Consider the following 19,756-nt stretch of genomic DNA (forward strand, 5'->3'; position numbering starts at 1 on the left):
GAGTGTGCAGTGTTTTAAACGGTGCAGTCTGAGTCGGCATCACGAAAGCGTGGATGACGGATCACGGCGGGCATGGGCGCCGCTTGAGGGTAGGTTTTTTTGGCCCAGGCAATGTCTCCGTCACTCAGTGACCTGTTCTCGCTGTGCGCCCGCTTTCCATTGGTCTGGTCCGGGCTGACAGCGTAGTGCATGACCGAGTCAGGGTCATAAGGCAGCAAGTCATAAGCGCTGCTGCGAGTCAGCGGCAGGACGTTGTCCTCCACCTCCTGCGGGTTGGGGGTGTTGCGGTAGGTCTGGTGGATGGTTTCACGGTTCCACGGAATGTTGGCATCGGGGTGCTGGTGGGCGTGATGGGCACCGAGCATATGCCCGAATTCATGCAGGACGGTGTCTTCGAAGCGGGGCGCGTTGTGATCCATGGGCAGGCTCATGGTCGGCAGCCCGAACGGAATGTTGCGCGCATCGGTGCCTATGGATGAAGCGCCGCCGTTATCGCCCGGCGGATTCTGCGCAATACGGATATCGCCTCTCGCCCCCGAGACAAAATCAAACTTCAGGTTGATATGGGGCAGCCAACGGCTGGCGGCTTTTTTCACGGCCAGCACGTATTCGTCGTCCACCCCATACTCATACATGGCGATCGTGAGCGTAGTGTTCTGGGGCCAGTATTTGCCCGGCTCGCCGACATTGCGTCGACGTCTCGAAAGACTGTGCGTTGGCGTAGCGCTATCGCTGCTTTCGCCAGGCGACCAGTGTGTGCCAGGCTGATACGAGGCTTCGGGGGCGGGGTTTATCATTGAGCGTTTCCTGCGGCAGGTCGAGACGAGACACTGGTTGATTCGTGCCAATTACAGGAAAGTTCCCGGCGGTGCTGGGTGAATACGTGAGCCGATGTTTACCCCTGGGCCCGCTACGTCGGGTTGACCGTGGGGTACAGCGTTCTGATCGTTTGCTTGTCGCCCGCGGAAAGGGTTGTGTTTTTAGGAATAGCCTGGCCGTTGCGCCTCAATGCTGCCGGAATTTCATAATGCATCACGGACTGTGGATCGTATGGGGTGATCTGCAGGCCGGGCCGGTTGTCTGGCTCAAGGATATGCTCGCGTACCATGGCTTCGTTGAAAGAGTCGCTGGTGTAGTAGTCATACACTTGGGGGCTGTCCCAATCCAGGCTGTTCTGCGGGTGTTGGTGTTCGTGCAATAACCCGAGGGCGTGGCCGAATTCGTGCAGGGCCGTACTGCGCAACTTCTTCGAGTCGTCGGTCCGGTTGAGGTGCATCGTGGGTTGATCTTCATCGATGCGCTTGGCCTCCGTGCCAATGGCGGACCAATTGCCCTTGAGCCCTTCATCGTCAGAAATACGAATATCGCCCGTCTTGCCTTCGACGATATTGAAGCGCAGGGCCGGCGTGTGGTGGGCCCATTCGCGGATAGCGTCCACCACCAGCGCTTTGCTTTTTTCGCTGCTCAGGTCGAGCGCAACGGTGACCACGCCGGCCGGCCAGCGCTTGTCGCTGTCGGCGATGCCTCTTTTGGTTCGCCCGGCGGATTCGGGAGGGGAGGTGTGGTTATTCGGGAGCGGCTCATAAGCGGGGGGAGGGGCGAGCGACGGGGTGATTAGGCTCATAGGCATTACTCGTAGGAAGTTTGCCTATTGGTGGTGAGCGAGTGAACAAGGTTCCCGCACTGTGCGACACAGTGCGGGATGTGGCGAGGTTACTTCCTGCGTTGAATGAAATCGCGAATGCGCTCAGCCGCTTCCACACACTCCGCCAGTGGTGCAACCAATGCCATGCGAACGCGCCCGGCGCCTGGGTTGACGCCGTCCACCTCCCGCGACAGGTACGAGCCGGGTACTACGGTCACGTGTTCTTGCACAAACAGATCGCGACAGAAGGCGGCGTCGTCACCCTCTACATTCGGCCACAGGTAGAAACCACCATCGGGGGCTTGTACGTCCAGCACCGGCTTGAGGATCGCCAGCACGGCGTCGAATTTTTCCCGATACAGGTCGCGGTTGGCCTGGACGTGGGCTTCGTCCTGCCAGGCGGCGATGCTTGCCAGTTGGGTTTGCACGGGCATCGCGCAGCCGTGGTAGGTGCGGTACAGCAGGAAGGCCTTGAGGATGTCGGCGTCGCCGGCCACGAAGCCGGAACGCAGGCCCGGCAGGTTGGAGCGCTTGGACAGGCTGTGGAACACCACGCAGCGTTTGAAGTCCTGGCGGCCGAGTTCGACGCAGGCGCTCAACAGGCCCGGCGGCGGGCTTTGTTCGTCGAAGTACAGCTCGCTGTAGCACTCGTCGGCGGCAATCACGAAGTCGTATTCGTCGGCCAGGGCGATGAGCTTTTTCAGGGTGTCGACCGGGATCAGCGCGCCGGTCGGGTTGCCGGGGGAGCACAGGAACAGGATCTGGCAGCGCTTCCAGACGTCTGGCGACACGGCGTCGAAATCCGGGTTGAAGCCATTGGCGTCCAGGCATGGCAGGTAGTGCGGCTTGGCGCCGGCCAGGAACGCCGCGCCTTCATAGATCTGGTAGAACGGGTTCGGGCTTACCACCAGCGCGTCGTCACTGCGATTGACCACGGCTTGGGTGAAGGCGAACAGTGCCTCGCGGGTGCCGTTGACCGGCAGGATGTTACGCGCCGGGTCCAGCCAGCCCTTGGGTACATTGAAGCGGCGTTCGCACCAGGCTGCGATGGCCTCGCGCAGCGCCGCAATGCCCAGGGTGGTCGGGTACACCGCCATCTGGTCGAGGTTATTGCTCAACGCCTCGGCGACGAAGGTCGGCGATTTATGCTTGGGCTCGCCGATGGACAGCGCGATCGGACGTTTGTCCGGGTTCGGCGTGACGCTGCCGAGCAGGGCGCGCAGTTTTTCGAACGGGTAGGGCTGCAACTGGTTCAGGGCGTTGTTCATCGGTGGATCTCGTGCAAGGCGTTAAAAACTGGGCGGGTATCAAATCGTCAGGCGCGTCAGCTCGACCCCGGGCTCCTGGTGAACGCTCAACTGCTGGACGATTGCATCCTGCAGGCGGCGGCACAGTTCGGGGTCGGACAGCGGCTGGTTGTCGGCGTCGGTAATGAAGAACACGTCTTCCACGCGCTCGCCGAGGGTCGCAATCTTGGCGTTCTGCAACGACAGGTCGAACTCCAGGAAAATCCCGCCGATCCGCGCCAGCAGGCCCGGGCGATCCGGCGCGCTGAGTTCCAGCACCGTCACCGGGCGCTGGGCGTCGTTGGAAATGGTCACCTGGGGCGCAAACGCAAAATGCTTGAGCTGGCGTGGCACGCGGCGCTGGATGATGGTCGGGTAGTCGTCCGGGTTGCGCAACGCTTCGGTCAGGCCTTCGCGGATCTTTTTCACCCGCGCCGGGTTATCGCCGATGGACTCGCCTTCGGTGTCGAGCACGATGTAGGTGTCGAGGGTGAACTGGCTGCTGGAGGTGATGACCCGGGCGTCGTGGATGTTCAGGTTGAGCTGGTCCATGGCCGCTACGGTCACGGCGAAGAAGTCGTGCTGGTCGGGGGCGTAGATGAAAATCTGCGTGCCGCCTTCGAACTCGCGTTGGGTCGTCTCTTTGATCAGCACCAGCGGGCCGCCATCGGCCGGTTGCTGCAGGATTGCATCGCTGTGCCAGGCCACGTCGCCGGCGGTGTGGCGCAGGAAGTAATCGTCGCCCAGTTGCGACCACAATTGTTCGACGTCGTCCGGGTCGTTGCCGCCGCGCACCAGGATATCCAGGGCCGCGCTTTGGGTGCGGCGGATCTGTTCTTCGCGGTCCACCGGGTTTTCCAGGCCCCGGCGCAGGGCGCGCTTGGTCTCGGTGTACAGCTGGCGCAACAGGCTCGCGCGCCAGGAGTTCCAGAGGGTCGGGTTGGTGGCATTGATATCGGAAACCGTCAGCACATACAGGTAGTCGAGACGGGTTTCATCGCCGACGATCCCGGCGAAGTCGTGGATCACCTGCGGGTCGGACAGGTCCTTGCGCTGGGCGGTCGTCGACATCACCAGATGGTTCTGCACCAGCCAGACAATCAGGCGGCTGTCCCATAACGGCAACTGGTGACGCTGGCAGAACGCCTCTGCATCGACTGCACCGACTTCCGAGTGATCGCCGTGGCGGCCTTTGCCGATGTCGTGGTACAGGCCGGCCAGGTAGATCAGTTCGGGTTTGGGCAGCTTGGCCATCAGCTTACTGGCCAGCGGGAATTTCTCTGACACCTGGGTGTACTGCAGCTTACGCAGGTGCTTGATCAGGTTCAGGGTGTGGGCGTCGACGGTGTAGATGTGGAACAGGTCGTGCTGCATCTGCCCGACGATAAAGCCGAACTCCGGCAGGTAACGCCCGAGGATGCCGTAGCGGTTCATCCGCCGCAGGTTGCGGTGGATGCCGATCTTGCACTTGAACAGCTCGATGAACAGGCTGGTGTTGCGGATGTCGTTGCGAAAGTCATCGTCGATCAGGTGACGGTTTTCTCGCAGCAGGCGAATCGTGTCGGCGCGCACGCCTTTGATTTCCGGCTGCTGGGCCATCAGCACGAAAATTTCCAGCATGGCAAACGGCGTGCGGCGGAACACGTTGTCGTTGCGCGCCTCGATATAGCCGTCGTGCAGCTGGAAACGCGGGTTGATCGGCTGCGGCGGCGCTTCGTCTTCCGGGGCCAGGATCACTTCTTCGAAGTGCTGGATGATCAGGTCGCTGAGCTGGGCGATGCTCATGACCACCCGGTAGTACTGCTGCATGAAACTTTCGATGCTGGTCTTCGCGTCTTCGCCCTCGAAACCCAGCAGGGTGGCGATGGAGCGCTGATGGTCGAACAGCAGACGGTCTTCGGCGCGCCCGGCGAGCATGTGCAGGGCGTAGCGCACTTTCCAGAGGAATTCCTGGGACGAGGCGAGCAGGGCGTTTTCGCTTTCCACCAGAAAGCCTTCACCGGCCAGGGCGCGCAGGTTCAGGGTGCCGTACTGGCGACGGGCGACCCACAAGATCGTCTGGATATCGCGCAAGCCCCCGGGGGAGCCTTTGACGTTGGGTTCCAGGTTGTATTCGGTGTCGTTGTACTTGTGGTGCCGGGCTTTCTGCTCGGCGCGCTTGGCCAGGAAGAACTCCTTGCTCGGCCACATGTGTGCGGTGCTGGTGACTTCGAGCATGCGTTGGCGCAGACGCTCGGGACCGGCGATGGTGCGGCTTTCCATCAGGTTGGTGATGACGGTGAGGTCGGCGCGGGCTTCTTCGCCGCATTCGGCCACCGAGCGCACGCTCTGGCCGACTTCCAGGCCGATGTCCCACAGCAGCGTCAGAAAACGCTCGATGGAATCGCGAAAGATCTCATGGTCGGCGCTGTCCAGCAGGATCAGCAGGTCGATGTCCGAGTAGGGGTGCAGCTCGCCGCGGCCGTAGCCGCCGACCGCCACCAGGGCGATATCGGCGTCTTCGCTCCAACTGAACTGTTCCCAGGCCTTTTGCAGGATGTTATCGACGAACCAGGCGCGGTCCTCGATCAGCCGACGGATGTCCCGGCCGCTGCGAAAGCGCTCGTCGAGCACCTCGCGGGCCTGGCGGATAGCCTTCTTGAAGGCGGCGATAGGGCTGGCCTTCAGCGCCAGTTCGGCCTGGAACTGGCCACGGTCGAAGAGTTCGGGATCCACCTGGGGCATCGTTCGGCTTTCCTTTCTATCTATCAGTCAGTCACAACACAGTCTGGGAAAACCAGGGCAGCCGTTACGCCGAGATGCGTGGGATGGTGTCGTCCGCGCGCAGGGTGAAGATCTCGTAGCCGGTGTCGGTGACCAGCAGGGTGTGTTCCCACTGGGCGGAGAGCTTGCGGTCCTTGGTGATGGCGGTCCAGCCGTCGCCCAGCACCTTGGTGTCGGCCTTGCCCTGGTTGATCATTGGCTCGATGGTAAAGGTCATGCCGGCTTTGAGTTCCATGCCGGTGCCGGCGCGGCCGTAGTGCAGGATTTGCGGCTCTTCGTGGAACACCTTGCCGATGCCGTGGCCGCAGAACTCACGGACCACCGAGAAGCCGTTCTTTTCAGCGTGCTTCTGGATCACTTCACCGATATCGCCCAGGCGGCAGCCGGGTTTGACGATTTCAATGGCCTTGTACATGCATTCCTGGGTCACCTGGGACAGGCGCTCGGCCCAGACCGGCACGGTGCCGACATGGAACATGCGGCTGGTATCGCCGTGGTAGCCGTCTTTGATGACGGTGACGTCGATGTTCAGGGTGTCGCCGTCTTTCAGCGGTTTGTCGCCGGGAATCCCGTGGCAGACCACGTGGTTGATCGAGGTGCAGATCGACTTGGGGAAGCCCTTGTAGTTCAGCGGGGCAGGGATAGCTTTTTGCACGTCGACTATATAGTCGTGGCAAATGCGGTCCAGCGTTTCGGTGGTGACGCCGGGCTTGACGTGTTCGGCAATCATTTCCAGCACGTCGGCCGCCAGTTTGCCGGCAACGCGCATGCCGGCAATGTCTTCGGCGGTTTTCAAGGTAACGGTCATACAGGCTCTCTCTCTAGCGCGAGGCGCTGAAATCAATACGGTTTACGGGTGTGCGACAAAAGGTTGCAGAATTCGCACAAGCCCTGAAAAACGCGATTCTACCAGACGCGGGCGGCAAACCATGAGCGTCTGGCCATCGGTTATCTCTATAAGGTGGGGCTATAGTGGCGCGATTCAAAGGGTTGCGCAAAAGTCGTTGGCGGCAAATGTGATTGCGGGTTTCGTTTTTTCCCTTCGTGTGGTATAAAATGCGCCGCTTTCCGGGGATACCCCGCGAAGCTTAAATCCACACACGTGTCGACACGATGACCTGGGTGCCGGAGGCCTTGATGCCGCTGGTTGGTCATTGGGATACGTGGAGGCCAAACCCGACTTATTAAGGAACTATCATGTCCCAAGTCAACATGCGCGATATGCTGAAGGCCGGTGTGCACTTCGGTCACCAGACCCGTTACTGGAACCCGAAAATGGGTAAATACATTTTCGGCGCGCGTAACAAGATCCACATCATCAACCTTGAAAAAACCCTGCCAATGTTCAACGAAGCTCTGACTTTCGTAGAGCGTCTGGCCCAGGGCAAAAACAAGATTCTGTTCGTCGGCACCAAGCGTTCCGCTGGCAAGATCGTTGCTGAAGAAGCAGCACGTTGCGGTTCGCCGTACGTCGATCACCGCTGGTTGGGCGGCATGCTCACCAACTTCAAAACCATCCGTGCTTCCATCAAGCGTCTGCGTGACCTTGAAGTGCAAGCCGAAGACGGTACTTTCGCCAAGCTGACCAAGAAAGAGGCGCTGATGCGTACTCGCGACCTGGAAAAGCTCGATCGTTCCCTGGGTGGTATCAAGGACATGGGCGGTCTGCCTGACGCACTGTTCGTTATCGACGTTGATCACGAGCGCATTGCGATCACCGAAGCCAACAAGCTGGGCATCCCTGTTATCGGCGTAGTCGATACCAACAGCAGCCCAGAAGGCGTTGACTACATCATCCCAGGCAACGATGACGCCATCCGCGCTATCCAGCTGTACATGGGTTCGATGGCTGACGCTGTCATCCGCGGTCGCAACCACGTTGCTGGTGGTACCGAGCAGTTCGCTGAAGAAGCTCCGGTAGCCGCAGCTGAGTAATTGACGCCCTGGCGTTGACTCAGTAAGCAAAAAGGGGGCTTGGCCCCCTTTTTGCCCCCTCGAAAACCATTTGTCGGCAGCGCAGCTACAACATCTGTAACGTGCAGCGGCCTACAAGGGTGATTCGGGAAGAATTGATCGCCCGTTTGATCGGGTGGAATGGTTGAAAACCTATCCAAGAGGATTTTGAAATGGCAGAGATTACTGCAGCGTTGGTTAAAGAACTGCGTGAGCGTACCGGCGAAGGCATGATGGATTGCAAAAAGGCCTTGACCAAGGCTGGCGGCGACATCGAAAAAGCCATTGATGACATGCGTGCTTCGGGCGCCATCAAGGCTGCCAAGAAAGCAGGCAACGTTGCTGCTGAAGGCGCCATCGCGCTGAAAGAAGACGGTAAATCCGCAGTTCTGCTGGAAGTGAACTCGCAGACCGACTTCCTGGCTCTGCAGGACGACTTCAAGGCATTTGTTGCTGCCAGCATTGAGAAAGCGTTCGCTGACAAGCTGACTGACGCCGCTCCGCTGATCGCCGCTCAAGAAGCTGATCGCCTGGTACTGGTCGGCAAGGTTGGCGAAAACGTCAACATCCGTCGCCTGGCTCGCGTTGAAGGTGATGTTGTCGGTGGTTACCTGCACGGCAACAAGATCGGCGTTGTGGTTGCCCTTAAAGGCGGCAGCGTTGAGCTGGCCAAAGACATCGCTATGCACGTAGCGGCCAGCAACCCTGAATTCCTGCTGCCATCGGAAGTGTCCGCTGAAGCCATCGAACGCGAAAAAGCCGTGTTCCTGAGCCTCAACGCTGACAAGATCGCGGGCAAGCCAGAAAACATCGTTGAAAACATGATCAAAGGCCGTATCAGCAAGTTCCTGGCTGAAGCGAGCCTGGTTGAGCAGGCGTTCGTCAAGAACCCTGAAATCAAGGTTGGCGAACTGGCCAAGAAAGCCGGTGCTGAAATCGTTTCCTTCACTTACTACAAAGTAGGCGAAGGCATCGAGAAGCCGGTCGACAACTTCGCTGAAGAAGTTGCTGCCCAGCTGGCTGCCGCCAAGCAATAAGACGGTTTTCAACTGTCGCCCGAAAGAGGCTGCCCGCTCACGCGCGCAGCCTCTTTTCAAATGGGAAGGCTAATTTTATTTGGCTTCCCTTCGGAACTGGCTTACAAAGCCGTGTTCCGATGGCGCTGTGATAGCGTCCAGCTAGAGTGAACGCAAGCCGTAAACGGCTCGCCAAGAATTTTTTAAAATACGCCGCAGGAGAGATTCGCAATGGCTCAGCAGGGCAGTGGTTATCAGGCTCGCTATAAACGCATTCTACTCAAGCTCAGCGGCGAGGCCCTGATGGGCTCGGAAGAGTTCGGGATCGATCCCAAGGTACTCGACCGCATGGCGCTGGAAGTTGGCCAATTGGTCGGCATCGGCGTGCAGGTCGGCCTGGTGATTGGCGGTGGCAACCTGTTCCGCGGTGCCGCACTGAGTGCGGCGGGCATGGACCGGGTCACCGGCGACCACATGGGCATGCTGGCCACTGTGATGAACGCCCTGGCCATGCGCGATGCCCTGGAGCGCGCCAACATCTCGGCGATCGTGATGTCGGCTATTTCCATGGTAGGCGTGACCGATCACTATGACCGTCGCAAAGCCATGCGCCACCTGAACGCCAAGGAAGTGGTCATCTTCGCCGCCGGTACCGGCAACCCGTTCTTCACCACCGACTCGGCCGCATGCCTGCGTGCGATTGAAATCGATGCTGACGTCGTGTTGAAAGCGACCAAAGTCGACGGCGTATACACTGCAGATCCATTCAAAGACCCGCATGCCGAGAAGTTCGATCATCTGACCTACGATGAAGTGCTGGATCGCAAGCTGGGCGTGATGGACCTGACGGCAATTTGCCTGTGCCGCGACCACAAGATGCCGCTGCGCGTATTTAACATGAACAAGCCCGGCGCCCTGCTGAACATCGTACACGGCGGCGCGGAAGGCACTCTGATCGAGGAAGGCCAACAATGATCAACGAAATCAAGAAAGACGCCCAAGCGCGTATGCACAAATCCCTGGAGTCTCTGGCCCATGCGTTCGGCCAGATTCGTACAGGCAAGGCGCACCCCAGCATTCTGGGTAGCGTGATGGTGCCGTACTACGGTGCCGACACCTCCATCACCCAAGTGGCCAATATCACCGTAAAAGACTCGCGCACCCTGCAAGTCGTTGCCTTCGAGCGCAACATGCTCGCGGCGGTCGACAAGGCGATCCAGAGCGCCGGCCTGAACCTCAACCCGACCAACCTGGGCGAGTTGCTGCTGATTTCCATGCCTGCCCTGACTGAAGAAACCCGCAAGGGCTTCACCAAGCAGGCGCGCAGCGCAGCAGAAGATGCACGTGTTGCCGTGCGCAACATCCGTCGCGATGCCCTGGGCGAGCTGAAGAAGCTGGTCAAGGACAAGGAAATCAGCGAAGACGAAGAACGCCGTGCGGCGGCTGACATCCAGAAGCTGACCGACAAGGCCGAAGCTGATATCGATGCGGCCACCAAGCAAAAAGAAGCGGACTTGATGGCCGTATAAGGGTCAGGGCGCTTTCATGGAAAAGACCAAGCAGACTGTGCCCTCCGTGGTGCCGCGCCATGTCGCGATCATCATGGATGGGAATAATCGCTGGGCGAAAAAACGCTTCCTGCCTGGCGTCGCCGGGCACAAAGCGGGTGTCGATGCGGTACGGGCAGTGATCGAGGTGTGCGCCGAGGCCAAGGTCGAAGTGTTGACCTTGTTCGCGTTTTCCAGTGAAAACTGGCAGCGCCCGGCCGAGGAAGTCAGTGCCTTGATGGATCTGTTCTTCAGGGCCCTGCGTCGTGAGGCCAAGCGCCTCAACGACAACAACATCACGCTGCGCATCATTGGTGATCGCTCGCGGTTCCACCCGGAGCTGCAAGCGGCCATGCGTGAGGCTGAAGCCATTACCGCCGGCAGTAACCGTTTTGTGCTGCAGATTGCCGCCAACTACGGTGGCCAGTGGGACATCGCCCAGGCTGCGCAACGGCTTGCCCGCGAAGTGCAGGCCGGCCACCTGCAGCCGGACGAAATCACGCCCGAACTGTTGCAGACCTGCCTGGTTACCGGCGACCTGCCGCTGCCGGACTTGTGCATCCGTACCGGTGGCGAGCACCGCATCAGTAATTTCCTGTTGTGGCAGTTGGCCTATACCGAGCTGTATTTCTCCGACCTGTTCTGGCCGGACTTCAAACACGATGCCATGCGTAAAGCGCTGGCCGATTTCGCTTCCCGTCAGCGTCGCTTCGGTAAAACGAGCGAGCAGATCGAAGCTGGAGCCCGGGTTTAATGCTTAAACAACGAATCATCACTGCACTGATCCTGCTGCCGATTGCCTTGTGTGGCTTTTTTCTGCTCGACGGATCCGGCTTTGCGCTGTTCATCGGCCTGGTCGTGACGCTTGGTGCCTGGGAATGGGCGCGCCTGGCCGGCTTCAGTGCGCAGTTGCCGCGGGTGGTGTATGCCGCCATCGTGGCGCTGTTGCTGTTCCTGATGTACATCCTCCCGGATCTCGCTCCTTGGGTGTTGGGTGCGGCAGTGCTGTGGTGGGCGTTGGCGACCTTCCTGGTGTTGACTTATCCGCGCACCAGCAGCCAGTGGTCCAGTGTTGCCTGCAAGCTGGTGATCGGCTTGTTGATTCTGCTGCCGGCCTGGCAAGGGCTGGTGGAGATCAAGCGTTTTCCGATCGGCAATGAGTTGATCCTGGCGGTGATGGTGTTGGTCTGGGGTGCCGATATCGGTGCCTACTTCTCCGGTCGGGCCTTCGGCAAGCGCAAGCTGGCGCCGGCGGTCAGCCCGGGCAAGAGCTGGGAGGGCGTGTACGGCGGCCTGGCCTTGACCTTGGTGATCACGCTCGTGGTCGGTGTTGTGCGTAGCTGGTCGGTGAAAGAGCTGTGCCTGGCCTTGCTGGGCGCGGCCATCGTCGTATTGATCTCGGTCGTGGGCGACCTCACCGAGAGCATGTTCAAGCGCCAGGCCGGGATCAAGGACAGCAGTAATCTGTTGCCGGGTCATGGCGGCGTGCTGGACCGTATCGACAGTCTGACCGCTGCGATCCCGATCTTTGCCGTGCTGTTGTGGATGGCTGCGTCGTGAGCCGCCTGCAACAGGTCACCGTGCTGGGTGCGACCGGCTCGGTAGGGTTGAGCGCCCTGGATGTGATCGCGCGCCACCCGGAACGCTATCAAGTTTTCGCATTGACCGGCTTCTCTCGCCTGACTGAGCTGCTGGCGTTGTGCGTGCGCCATGCGCCACGTTTTGCCGTCGTGCCTGGGGTCGCTGCCGCGCGAGGCTTGCAGGATGACCTGCGCGCCGCCGGCCTGGCCACTCAGGTGCTGGTGGGCGAGGAAGGGTTGTGCCAGGTGTCGGCCGATGCCGAGGTGGATGCCGTGGTGGCGGCCATCGTCGGCGCCGCTGGCTTGCGCCCGACCCTGGCCGCCGTCGATGCGGGCAAGAAGATCCTGCTGGCTAATAAAGAAGCGCTGGTCATGTCCGGCACGCTCTTTATGCAGGCGGTGCGCAAGAGCGGGGCGGTATTGCTGCCGCTCGACAGTGAGCACAACGCGATTTTCCAGTGCATGCCCGGCGATTTTGCCCGCGGCCTGAGCCAGGTCGGTGTACGCCGGATTTTGCTGACAGCATCCGGTGGACCTTTTCGCAAAACTCCGCTGGCGGACCTGGAGCATGTGTCTCCGGATCAGGCGTGCGCCCATCCGAACTGGTCCATGGGGCGCAAGATCTCCGTGGATTCGGCCAGCATGATGAACAAGGGCCTGGAGTTGATCGAGGCCTGCTGGTTGTTCGATGCGCGGCCCGATCAGGTCGAGGTGGTGATTCATCCGCAAAGTGTGATTCATTCCCTGGTCGACTATGTGGATGGCTCGGTGCTGGCGCAGTTGGGTAACCCCGACATGCGGACGCCGATCGCCAATGCCCTGGCCTGGCCTGAGCGGATCGATTCCGGTGTTGCACCGTTGGACCTGTTCGCGATTGCACGCCTGGACTTCGAGGCACCGGACGAGCAGCGCTTTCCATGCCTGCGCCTGGCGCGGCAAGCCGCGGAGGCGGGCAACAGCGCGCCAGCGATGCTCAATGCGGCTAACGAGGTGGCGGTGGCGGCGTTTCTCGAACAGCGCATCCGCTTTCCGCAGATCGCGAGTATCATCGAGGATGTTCTGAGTCTTGAGCCCGTGGTGGCTGTGAATGATCTGGGGGCAGTGTTCGAGGCGGATGCCAAGGCCCGCGGCCTTGCCGAACAATGGTTGAACCGCAACGCGCGTTAGTCTTTGGGCGTGTTTGCGTCTTCAGGCACTGGATTGGAATGCGGAGAAATTAGATGAGTGCGCTTTACATGATTGTCGGCACCCTGGTTGCTCTGGGTGTGCTGGTTACCTTCCACGAATTCGGCCACTTCTGGGTGGCGCGTCGTTGCGGCGTCAAGGTACTGCGCTTCTCCGTTGGTTTCGGCATGCCGTTGCTGCGTTGGCACGACCGCCGCGGCACCGAGTTCGTGATCGCGGCCATCCCCTTGGGCGGCTACGTCAAGATGCTCGATGAGCGCGAAGGCGAAGTGCCGGCGGATCAACTGGATCAGTCCTTCAATCGCAAGACCGTTCGTCAGCGCATCGCTATTGTCGCCGCCGGCCCGATCGCCAACTTCCTGTTGGCCATGGTGTTCTTCTGGTTCCTGGCCATGCTCGGCAGCGAACAGATACGCCCGGTGATCGGCGCGGTTGAAGCGGACAGCATGGCGGCGAAGGCGGGATTGGTCGCCGGGCAGGAAATTGTTTCCATTGATGGCGAACCAACCACCGGTTGGGGCGCGGTCAATTTGCAGTTGGTACGTCGCCTGGGCGAAAGCGGCACCGTCAAGGTGGTGGTGCGCGAGCAGGACTCTTCCGCCGAGACCCCGCGTGAACTGGCCCTCGACCATTGGCTCAAGGGGGCCGATGAGCCGGACCCGATCAAGTCCCTGGGCATTCGCCCATGGCGCCCGGCCTTGCCGCCGGTGCTCGCCGAGCTCGACCCGAAAGGCCCGGCCCAGGCCGCAGGTCTGAAAACCGGCGACCGCCTGCTGGCCCTCGATGGCCAGGCGCTGGGCGACTGGCAGCAAGTGGTCGACCTGGTGCGTGTACGGCCTGATACCAAAATTGTGCTGAAAGTTGAGCGCGATGGTGCTCAAATCGACGTCCCCGTGGCCCTGGCGGTTCGCGGGGAAGCCAAGGCGGCCGGGGGTTACCTCGGTGCCGGCGTGAAAAGCCCGGAGTGGCCGCCGTCGATGATGCGCGAGGTCAGTTTCGGGCCGTTGGCGGCAATTGGCGAGGGTGCGAAACGCACTTGGACCATGAGCGTGCTGACTCTCGAATCGCTCAAGAAAATGTTGTTCGGCGAGCTCTCGGTAAAAAACTTGAGTGGGCCGATAACCATTGCTAAAGTGGCGGGCGCTTCTGCCCAGTCGGGTGTCGCGGATTTCCTGAATTTCCTGGCTTATCTGAGTATTAGCCTTGGGGTTCTGAATTTGTTGCCCATTCCAGTATTGGATGGGGGGCATCTGTTGTTTTATCTGGTCGAGTGGGTGCGTGGTCGCCCCTTGTCGGATCGGGTGCAGGGTTGGGGGATACAGATCGGTATCAGTTTGGTGGTCGGGGTGATGTTGTTAGCCTTGGTCAACGATCTGGGACGACTGTAACGCTTCGCTGAATTGCGAATCTGCCGCATTTTGCGGCAGTTTGTTTATTGCCAGTTGGAATAAGAAAGGACTTCATGAAACGTCTGCTGCTAACTGCGGTTCTCACCGTATTGATGATCGCCGAAGTTCACGCCGAGTCCTTCACTATCTCCGATATTCGCGTCAACGGCCTCCAGCGGGTTTCCGCGGGTAGCGTCTTTGGTGCCTTGCCGTTGAACGTCGGGGAACAGGCTGATGACCGTCGCCTGGTGGAATCCACTCGTGCGCTGTTCAAAACGGGGTTCTTTCAAGATATCCAACTGGGTCGCGAAGGTAACGTCCTGGTCATCACCGTCGTCGAGCGACCTTCCGTCGCCAGTATCGAGATCGAGGGTAACAAGGCGATCTCCACTGAAGACCTGATGAAGGGCCTCAAGCAATCCGGCCTGGCCGAGGGCGAGATCTTCCAGCGCGCCACCCTCGAGGGTGTGCGTAACGAGCTGCAACGCCAGTACGTTGCCCAGGGCCGCTACTCCGCGACCGTGGAAACGGAAGTGGTCCCGCAGCCTCGTAACCGTGTCGGCCTCAAGGTCAACATCAACGAAGGCACCGTGGCGGCCATTCAGCACATCAACGTGGTGGGCAACACCAAGTTCCCTGATGAAGACCTGATCGGCCTGTTCGAGCTCAAGACCACCAACTGGCTGTCGTTCTTCAAGAACGACGACAAGTACGCCCGTGAAAAACTCTCCGGTGACCTGGAGCGCTTGCGTTCCTACTACCTGGACCGTGGCTATATCAACATGGATATCGCTTCGACCCAGGTGTCCATCACCCCTGACAAGAAGCACGTGTACATCACCGTCAACGTCAACGAGGGTGAGAAGTACAAGGTCCGCGACGTCAAGCTCAGCGGCGACTTGAAAGTGCCTGAAGACCAGGTCAAGGCCCTGTTGCTGGTGCAGAAAGACCAGGTGTTCTCGCGCAAGCTGATGACCACCACGTCCGAACTGATCACCCGTCGCCTGGGTAACGAAGGCTATACCTTCGCCAACGTCAACGGCGTGCCGACCCCGCACGATGACGACCACACCGTGGACATCACCTTCGTGGTCGACCCGGGCAAGCGTGCCTACGTGAACCGCATCAACTTCCGTGGCAACACCAAGTCTGCGGACGAAGTGCTGCGTCGTGAAATGCGTCAGATGGAAGGTGGCTGGGCGTCGACCTACCTGATCGACCAGTCCAAGACCCGTCTTGAACGCCTGGGCTTCTTCAAGGAAGTCAACGTCGAAACCCCAGCCGTACCGGGTGTGGACGACCAGGTTGACGTGAACTACGCCGTTGAAGAACAAGCCTCGGGCTCGATCACCGCCAGCGTCGGTTTCGCACAGAGTGCCGGCCTGATCCTCGGTGGTTCGATCACCCAGAACAACTTCCTCGGTACCGGTAACAAGGTTTCCATCGGCCTGACTCGCAGCGAATACCAGAGCCGCTATAACTTCGGTTATGTCGACCCCTACTGGACCGCTGACGGTGTGAGCCTGGGCTACAACGCCTTCTATCGCACCACCGACTACAAAGACCTCGACGTCAACGTTGCCAGCTATGCGATCGACAGCCTGGGTGCCGGCGTCAACATCGGTTACCCGATCAGTGAGACCTCGCGTCTGACCTTCGGCCTGACCGCGCAGCAGGATAAGATCAAGACCGGTGTGTACACCGTGGATGAGATCTTCGACTTCACCCGTCGTGAAGGCGACCAGTTCCTGAACTTCAAGGCGTCTGCCGGCTGGTCCGAGTCGACCCTGAACAAAGGCGTACTGGCCACCCGTGGTCACTCCCAGAGCGTGACCCTGGAAGCCACCACGCCGGGCAGCGACCTGTCGTTCTTCAAGCTCGACTACCGTGGCCAGTTGTTCCAGCCTTTGAGCGACAACTACACCATGCGCCTGCACACTGAACTGGGCTATGGCGACGGTTATGGTTCGACCAGCGGCTTGCCGTTCTATGAGAACTACTATGCAGGTGGTTTCAACTCGGTTCGCGGCTTCAAGGACAGCACCCTGGGTCCTCGTGGTACCCCTAGCCGTGGCGCTGGCGTGACCGGTAACACCGGCACCGTGGCGGATACGGACACTAGCGCACTGCCATTCGGTGGTAACGTGCTGATCCAGGGTGGTGCCGAGATCCTGTTCCCGCTGCCGTTCGTGAAAGATCAGCGGTCCCTGCGTACTTCGGTTTTCTGGGATGTGGGTAACGTATTCGACTCCAAGTGCGATCAGGTCACCAACCCGACTGGCGTGAAGTCCAATACCCAGTGTAACGAAGTAAGCCTCAGCAACCTGGCGAGCTCCGTAGGTGTTGGCGTGACGTGGGTGACTGCGCTTGGTCCGTTGAGCTTTGCTCTGGCCATGCCAGTCAAGAAACCGGATAACGCTGAAACCCAGATTTTCCAATTCTCCCTCGGCCAGACGTTCTAAGCGTCTGACCCAAGATAACGACAACGGATCTGTAGGAGTACATCGTGCGTAAGTTGACTCAATTGGTTCTGCTGGCCACTGTGCTGGTAACCACCCCGGCCTTCGCCGAGATGAAAATCGCCGTCCTGAACTATCAGATGGCCCTGCTGGAATCCGACGCGGCCAAGAAGTACGCGGTGGATGCCGAGAAGAAGTTCGGTCCGCAACTGACCAAGCTCAAAACGTTGGAAAGCAGTGCCAAGGGCATCCAGGATCGTCTGGTAGCCGGTGGCGACAAGATGCAGCAAGGCGAGCGCGAGCGCCTGGAGCTTGAATTCAAGCAAAAGGCCCGTGACTACCAGTTCCAGTCCAAGGAGCTGAACGAAGCCAAGGCTGTTGCCGACCGCGAAATGCTCAAGCAGCTCAAGCCGAAACTCGACAGCGCTGTGGAAGAAGTCATCAAGAAAGGTGCCTTTGACCTGGTGTTCGAGCGCGGCGCCGTGATTGACGTCAAGCCTCAATACGACATCACCCGCCAGGTGATCGAGCGCATGAACCAGCTGAAGTAAGCCATGACCGCGACTATCAAGCTCGGCGAGTTGGCCGAGTTCCTGGGAGCCACCTTGCGTGGTTCCCCGGAGAAAGAAATCACTGGGCTAGCCACCTTGCAGGAGGCTGGCCCATCTCAGTTGAGCTTCCTCGCAAATCCCCAATACCGTAAATACCTGGCCGATAGCCAAGCCGCAGCCCTGCTGCTGAAGGCTGCTGACGCCGAGGGTTACGCCGGGGATGCGCTGGTGGTGCCTGATCCGTACCTCGCTTATGCGCGGGTATCCCACCTGTTCGATCCGAAACCCAAGGCGGCTGGAGGGATCCACCCGACGGCGGTGATCGCCGATGATGCCCAGGTTGATCCTGCGGCGAGCATTGGCGCCTTTGCCGTGATCGAAAGTGGCGCGCGCATTGGCGCCGGTGTCACCGTGGGCGCTCAGTGCTTTATCGGCGCACGCTGTGAAATCGGTGCCGATGGCTGGTTGGCGCCTCGCGTGACCCTGTACCACGATGTGCGTATCGGGCAGCGGGTGGTCATTCAGTCGGGCGCGGTGATCGGTGGTGAAGGCTTCGGTTTTGCCAATTCGAAAGGCGTTTGGCACAAGATTGCCCAGGTCGGCGGCGTATTGATCGGCGACGATGTGGAAATCGGCGTCAATACCGCTGTTGATCGCGGGGCTTTGGCCGATACCGTGATCGGCAATGGCGTGAAGCTCGATAACCAGATCCAGATTGCCCACAACGTACAGATTGGCGATCACACCGCCATGGCGGCCTGCGTAGGCATATCCGGCAGCACCAAGATCGGCAAGCATTGCATGCTCGCCGGTGGCGTAGGGCTGGTGGGCCACATCGATATTTGCGACAACGTCTTCATCACCGGCATGACCATGGTCACCCACTCGATTACCGAGCCCGGTGCCTATTCGTCCGGTACCGCCATGCAGCCTGCGGCTGAATGGCGCAAGAGTGCGGCGCGTTTGAGGCACATCGACGACATGGCTCGACGTCTCAAGCAGCTGGAAAAGCGTGTTGGGGACGTGACCCCTGGCGGTAATGCTTCATCAGAAGGCTGATACCATTTCCATATCAAGTGTGCACAGCCGCTAGACTGCCTCCTTGATTTGCTAGCGGGGCGTGCGTTTAGTCGCCCGCCCCCAATCTTTATTACAGGCTTCCCCCCGAAATGATGGACATCAACGAGATTCGCGAATACCTGCCTCACCGTTACCCGTTCCTGCTGGTGGACCGTGTAGTGGACCTCAATGTTGAGGAAAAGCGCATTCGTGCCTACAAGAATGTCAGCATCAACGAACCGTTCTTCAATGGCCACTTTCCCGCGCATCCGATCATGCCGGGCGTGTTGATCATTGAAGCAATGGCCCAGGCTGCCGGTATCCTTGGTTTCAAAATGCTCGACCTCAAGCCTGCCGACGGCACGCTTTATTATTTCGTGGGCTCCGACAAGTTGCGTTTCCGCAACCCGGTCACCCCGGGTGACCAGTTGATCCTGGAAGCCAAGTTCATCAGCTGCAAGCGCCAGATCTGGAAGTTCGAATGCCAGGCCTCGGTGGATGGCAAGCCGGTGTGCTCCGCCGAAATCATCTGCGCGGAACGCAAACTATGAGTTTGATTGACCCTCGCGCAATCATCGATCCGTCGGCCGTACTGGCCGCCGACGTTGAGGTCGGCCCTTGGTCGATCGTCGGCGCAGGTGTGGAAATCGGCGAGGGGACTGTCATCGGGCCGCACGTGATCCTCAAGGGACCGACCCGCATTGGCAGGCACAATCGCATCTATCAGTTTTCCTCGATAGGCGAAGACACCCCCGACATGAAGTACAAGGGGGAAGAAACACGCCTGGTAATCGGTGATCACAACATCATTCGTGAAGGCGTGACCATTCACCGTGGCACCGTGCAGGACCGTGCCGAGACCACGTTGGGTGATCACAACCTGGTCATGGCCTACGCGCATATCGGCCACGACAGCGTGATCGGCAACCATTGCATCCTGGTCAACAACACCGCGTTGGCAGGCCATGTACACGTTGACGATTGGGCGATCCTGTCCGGTTTCACCCTGGTGCATCAGTACTGCCACATCGGCGCCCATAGTTTTTCCGGCATGGGCACGGCTATCGGCAAGGATGTCCCGGCGTTCGTCACGGTGTTCGGCAACCCTGCCGAAGCCCGCAGCATGAACTTCGAAGGCATGCGTCGTCGGGGTTTCAGCGACGATGCGATCCACGCCCTGCGTCGCGCCTACAAGGTGGTTTACCGCCAGGGCCTGACGGTTGAGCAGGCATTGGCCGAACTGACCGAGCCGGCAATGTTGTTCCCGGAAGTCGCGGTGTTCCGTGACTCGATCCAGGCGTCGACCCGCGGCATCACGCGCTGA

At 59.8% G+C, this 19,756-nt stretch carries 18 protein-coding genes; 13 read left to right on the top strand and 5 right to left on the bottom strand.

Going from position 1 to position 19,756, the window contains the following annotated elements:
- Window positions 1–14 precede the first annotated feature (14 nt).
- The 5 genes from JN756_RS07100 to map all read right to left on the bottom strand — a co-directional run bounded on the left by JN756_RS07100 (window position 15) and on the right by map (window position 6,502).
- Window positions 15–797: a M12 family metallopeptidase gene (locus JN756_RS07100; RefSeq protein ID WP_250690872.1), complete on the bottom strand. Its 783-nt coding sequence runs from the start codon at window positions 795–797 to the stop codon at window positions 15–17.
- A 113-nt stretch (window positions 798–910) separates the two neighbouring features.
- Window positions 911–1,624, bottom strand: a complete 714-nt coding sequence (locus JN756_RS07105; RefSeq protein ID WP_201021955.1) for a M12 family metallopeptidase — start codon at window positions 1,622–1,624, stop codon at window positions 911–913.
- A gap of 89 nt (window positions 1,625–1,713) precedes the next feature.
- Entirely contained in the window at window positions 1,714–2,913 is a 1,200-nt protein-coding gene (dapC, locus tag JN756_RS07110; RefSeq protein ID WP_046490180.1) for a succinyldiaminopimelate transaminase, read from the bottom strand.
- Between the two features lie 39 nt (window positions 2,914–2,952).
- Complete coding sequence (locus tag JN756_RS07115; RefSeq protein WP_046384468.1) at window positions 2,953–5,655, bottom strand: [protein-PII] uridylyltransferase; 2,703 nt, start codon at window positions 5,653–5,655, stop codon at window positions 2,953–2,955.
- Between the two features lie 64 nt (window positions 5,656–5,719).
- Window positions 5,720–6,502, bottom strand: a complete 783-nt coding sequence (gene map / locus JN756_RS07120; protein WP_017844739.1) for a type I methionyl aminopeptidase — start codon at window positions 6,500–6,502, stop codon at window positions 5,720–5,722.
- A gap of 389 nt (window positions 6,503–6,891) precedes the next feature.
- Here map and rpsB point away from each other — a divergent pair, with 389 nt between their 5' ends.
- From rpsB to lpxA, 13 genes are all read left to right on the top strand, one after another.
- Complete coding sequence (gene rpsB, locus JN756_RS07125) at window positions 6,892–7,629, top strand: 30S ribosomal protein S2 (RefSeq protein ID WP_017844740.1); 738 nt, start codon at window positions 6,892–6,894, stop codon at window positions 7,627–7,629.
- 191 nt (window positions 7,630–7,820) lie between these two features.
- A complete protein-coding gene (gene tsf / locus JN756_RS07130) occupies window positions 7,821–8,684 on the top strand; it encodes a translation elongation factor Ts (RefSeq protein WP_046384467.1) in 864 nt (287 codons plus the stop codon).
- Window positions 8,685–8,894: 210 nt separating this feature from the next.
- Complete coding sequence (pyrH, locus tag JN756_RS07135; RefSeq protein ID WP_003172271.1) at window positions 8,895–9,638, top strand: UMP kinase; 744 nt, start codon at window positions 8,895–8,897, stop codon at window positions 9,636–9,638.
- The gene (gene frr, locus JN756_RS07140) at window positions 9,635–10,192 is read left to right on the top strand and encodes a ribosome recycling factor (RefSeq protein WP_046384466.1); all 558 of its coding nucleotides are present in this window, start codon (window positions 9,635–9,637) and stop codon (window positions 10,190–10,192) included. Before pyrH ends, frr begins: the two co-directional genes overlap by 4 nt.
- Before the next feature lie 16 nt (window positions 10,193–10,208).
- Window positions 10,209–10,964 carry a polyprenyl diphosphate synthase gene (uppS, locus tag JN756_RS07145; protein WP_017844743.1) on the top strand — a complete coding sequence of 252 codons (756 nt, stop codon included), beginning with the start codon at window positions 10,209–10,211 and terminating at the stop codon, window positions 10,962–10,964.
- Window positions 10,964–11,770 carry a phosphatidate cytidylyltransferase gene (locus JN756_RS07150; protein WP_169881957.1) on the top strand — a complete coding sequence of 269 codons (807 nt, stop codon included), beginning with the start codon at window positions 10,964–10,966 and terminating at the stop codon, window positions 11,768–11,770. The genes uppS and JN756_RS07150 overlap by 1 nt, the downstream gene beginning before the upstream one ends.
- Window positions 11,767–12,957: a 1-deoxy-D-xylulose-5-phosphate reductoisomerase gene (ispC, locus tag JN756_RS07155; protein WP_201021956.1), complete on the top strand. Its 1,191-nt coding sequence runs from the start codon at window positions 11,767–11,769 to the stop codon at window positions 12,955–12,957. The genes JN756_RS07150 and ispC overlap by 4 nt, the downstream gene beginning before the upstream one ends.
- Before the next feature lie 53 nt (window positions 12,958–13,010).
- Window positions 13,011–14,363, top strand: a complete 1,353-nt coding sequence (gene rseP, locus JN756_RS07160; protein ID WP_057004718.1) for a sigma E protease regulator RseP — start codon at window positions 13,011–13,013, stop codon at window positions 14,361–14,363.
- Window positions 14,364–14,437: 74 nt separating this feature from the next.
- Window positions 14,438–16,825, top strand: coding sequence for an outer membrane protein assembly factor BamA (bamA, locus tag JN756_RS07165; RefSeq protein WP_108525960.1), 2,388 nt, complete (start codon window positions 14,438–14,440; stop codon window positions 16,823–16,825).
- A gap of 44 nt (window positions 16,826–16,869) precedes the next feature.
- Window positions 16,870–17,373 (top strand): OmpH/Skp family outer membrane protein, encoded by a 504-nt coding sequence (locus JN756_RS07170; protein WP_003172279.1) that lies wholly within the window; start codon window positions 16,870–16,872, stop codon window positions 17,371–17,373.
- A 3-nt stretch (window positions 17,374–17,376) separates the two neighbouring features.
- Window positions 17,377–18,432, top strand: a complete 1,056-nt coding sequence (gene lpxD / locus JN756_RS07175) for a UDP-3-O-(3-hydroxymyristoyl)glucosamine N-acyltransferase (protein WP_017844748.1) — start codon at window positions 17,377–17,379, stop codon at window positions 18,430–18,432.
- A gap of 110 nt (window positions 18,433–18,542) precedes the next feature.
- On the top strand, window positions 18,543–18,983 hold the full coding sequence (fabZ, locus tag JN756_RS07180) for a 3-hydroxyacyl-ACP dehydratase FabZ (protein ID WP_003172281.1): 441 nt from the start codon (window positions 18,543–18,545) through the stop codon (window positions 18,981–18,983).
- Complete coding sequence (gene lpxA, locus JN756_RS07185) at window positions 18,980–19,756, top strand: acyl-ACP--UDP-N-acetylglucosamine O-acyltransferase (RefSeq protein ID WP_046384462.1); 777 nt, start codon at window positions 18,980–18,982, stop codon at window positions 19,754–19,756. The genes fabZ and lpxA overlap by 4 nt, the downstream gene beginning before the upstream one ends.

The sequence above is a fragment of the Pseudomonas sp. Y39-6 genome (assembly GCF_023651955.1).
Classification (GTDB): Bacteria; Pseudomonadota; Gammaproteobacteria; order Pseudomonadales; family Pseudomonadaceae; genus Aquipseudomonas; species Aquipseudomonas veronii.

What these genes read in the sequence shown, in the direction of transcription:
- JN756_RS07150 (WP_169881957.1), top strand. Translation starts at nt 10,964, where the DNA reads ATGCTTAAACAACGAATCATCACTGCACTGATCCTGCTGCCGATTGCC.
- JN756_RS07115 (WP_046384468.1), bottom strand. Translation starts at nt 5,655, where the DNA reads ATGCCCCAGGTGGATCCCGAACTCTTCGACCGTGGCCAGTTCCAGGCC.
- fabZ (WP_003172281.1), top strand. Translation starts at nt 18,543, where the DNA reads ATGATGGACATCAACGAGATTCGCGAATACCTGCCTCACCGTTACCCG.
- pyrH (WP_003172271.1), top strand. Translation starts at nt 8,895, where the DNA reads ATGGCTCAGCAGGGCAGTGGTTATCAGGCTCGCTATAAACGCATTCTA.
- rpsB (WP_017844740.1), top strand. Translation starts at nt 6,892, where the DNA reads ATGTCCCAAGTCAACATGCGCGATATGCTGAAGGCCGGTGTGCACTTC.
- frr (WP_046384466.1), top strand. Translation starts at nt 9,635, where the DNA reads ATGATCAACGAAATCAAGAAAGACGCCCAAGCGCGTATGCACAAATCC.
- JN756_RS07100 (WP_250690872.1), bottom strand. Translation starts at nt 797, where the DNA reads ATGATAAACCCCGCCCCCGAAGCCTCGTATCAGCCTGGCACACACTGG.
- uppS (WP_017844743.1), top strand. Translation starts at nt 10,209, where the DNA reads ATGGAAAAGACCAAGCAGACTGTGCCCTCCGTGGTGCCGCGCCATGTC.
- rseP (WP_057004718.1), top strand. Translation starts at nt 13,011, where the DNA reads ATGAGTGCGCTTTACATGATTGTCGGCACCCTGGTTGCTCTGGGTGTG.
- lpxA (WP_046384462.1), top strand. Translation starts at nt 18,980, where the DNA reads ATGAGTTTGATTGACCCTCGCGCAATCATCGATCCGTCGGCCGTACTG.
- bamA (WP_108525960.1), top strand. Translation starts at nt 14,438, where the DNA reads ATGAAACGTCTGCTGCTAACTGCGGTTCTCACCGTATTGATGATCGCC.
- JN756_RS07105 (WP_201021955.1), bottom strand. Translation starts at nt 1,624, where the DNA reads ATGAGCCTAATCACCCCGTCGCTCGCCCCTCCCCCCGCTTATGAGCCG.
- dapC (WP_046490180.1), bottom strand. Translation starts at nt 2,913, where the DNA reads ATGAACAACGCCCTGAACCAGTTGCAGCCCTACCCGTTCGAAAAACTG.
- map (WP_017844739.1), bottom strand. Translation starts at nt 6,502, where the DNA reads ATGACCGTTACCTTGAAAACCGCCGAAGACATTGCCGGCATGCGCGTT.
- tsf (WP_046384467.1), top strand. Translation starts at nt 7,821, where the DNA reads ATGGCAGAGATTACTGCAGCGTTGGTTAAAGAACTGCGTGAGCGTACC.
- lpxD (WP_017844748.1), top strand. Translation starts at nt 17,377, where the DNA reads ATGACCGCGACTATCAAGCTCGGCGAGTTGGCCGAGTTCCTGGGAGCC.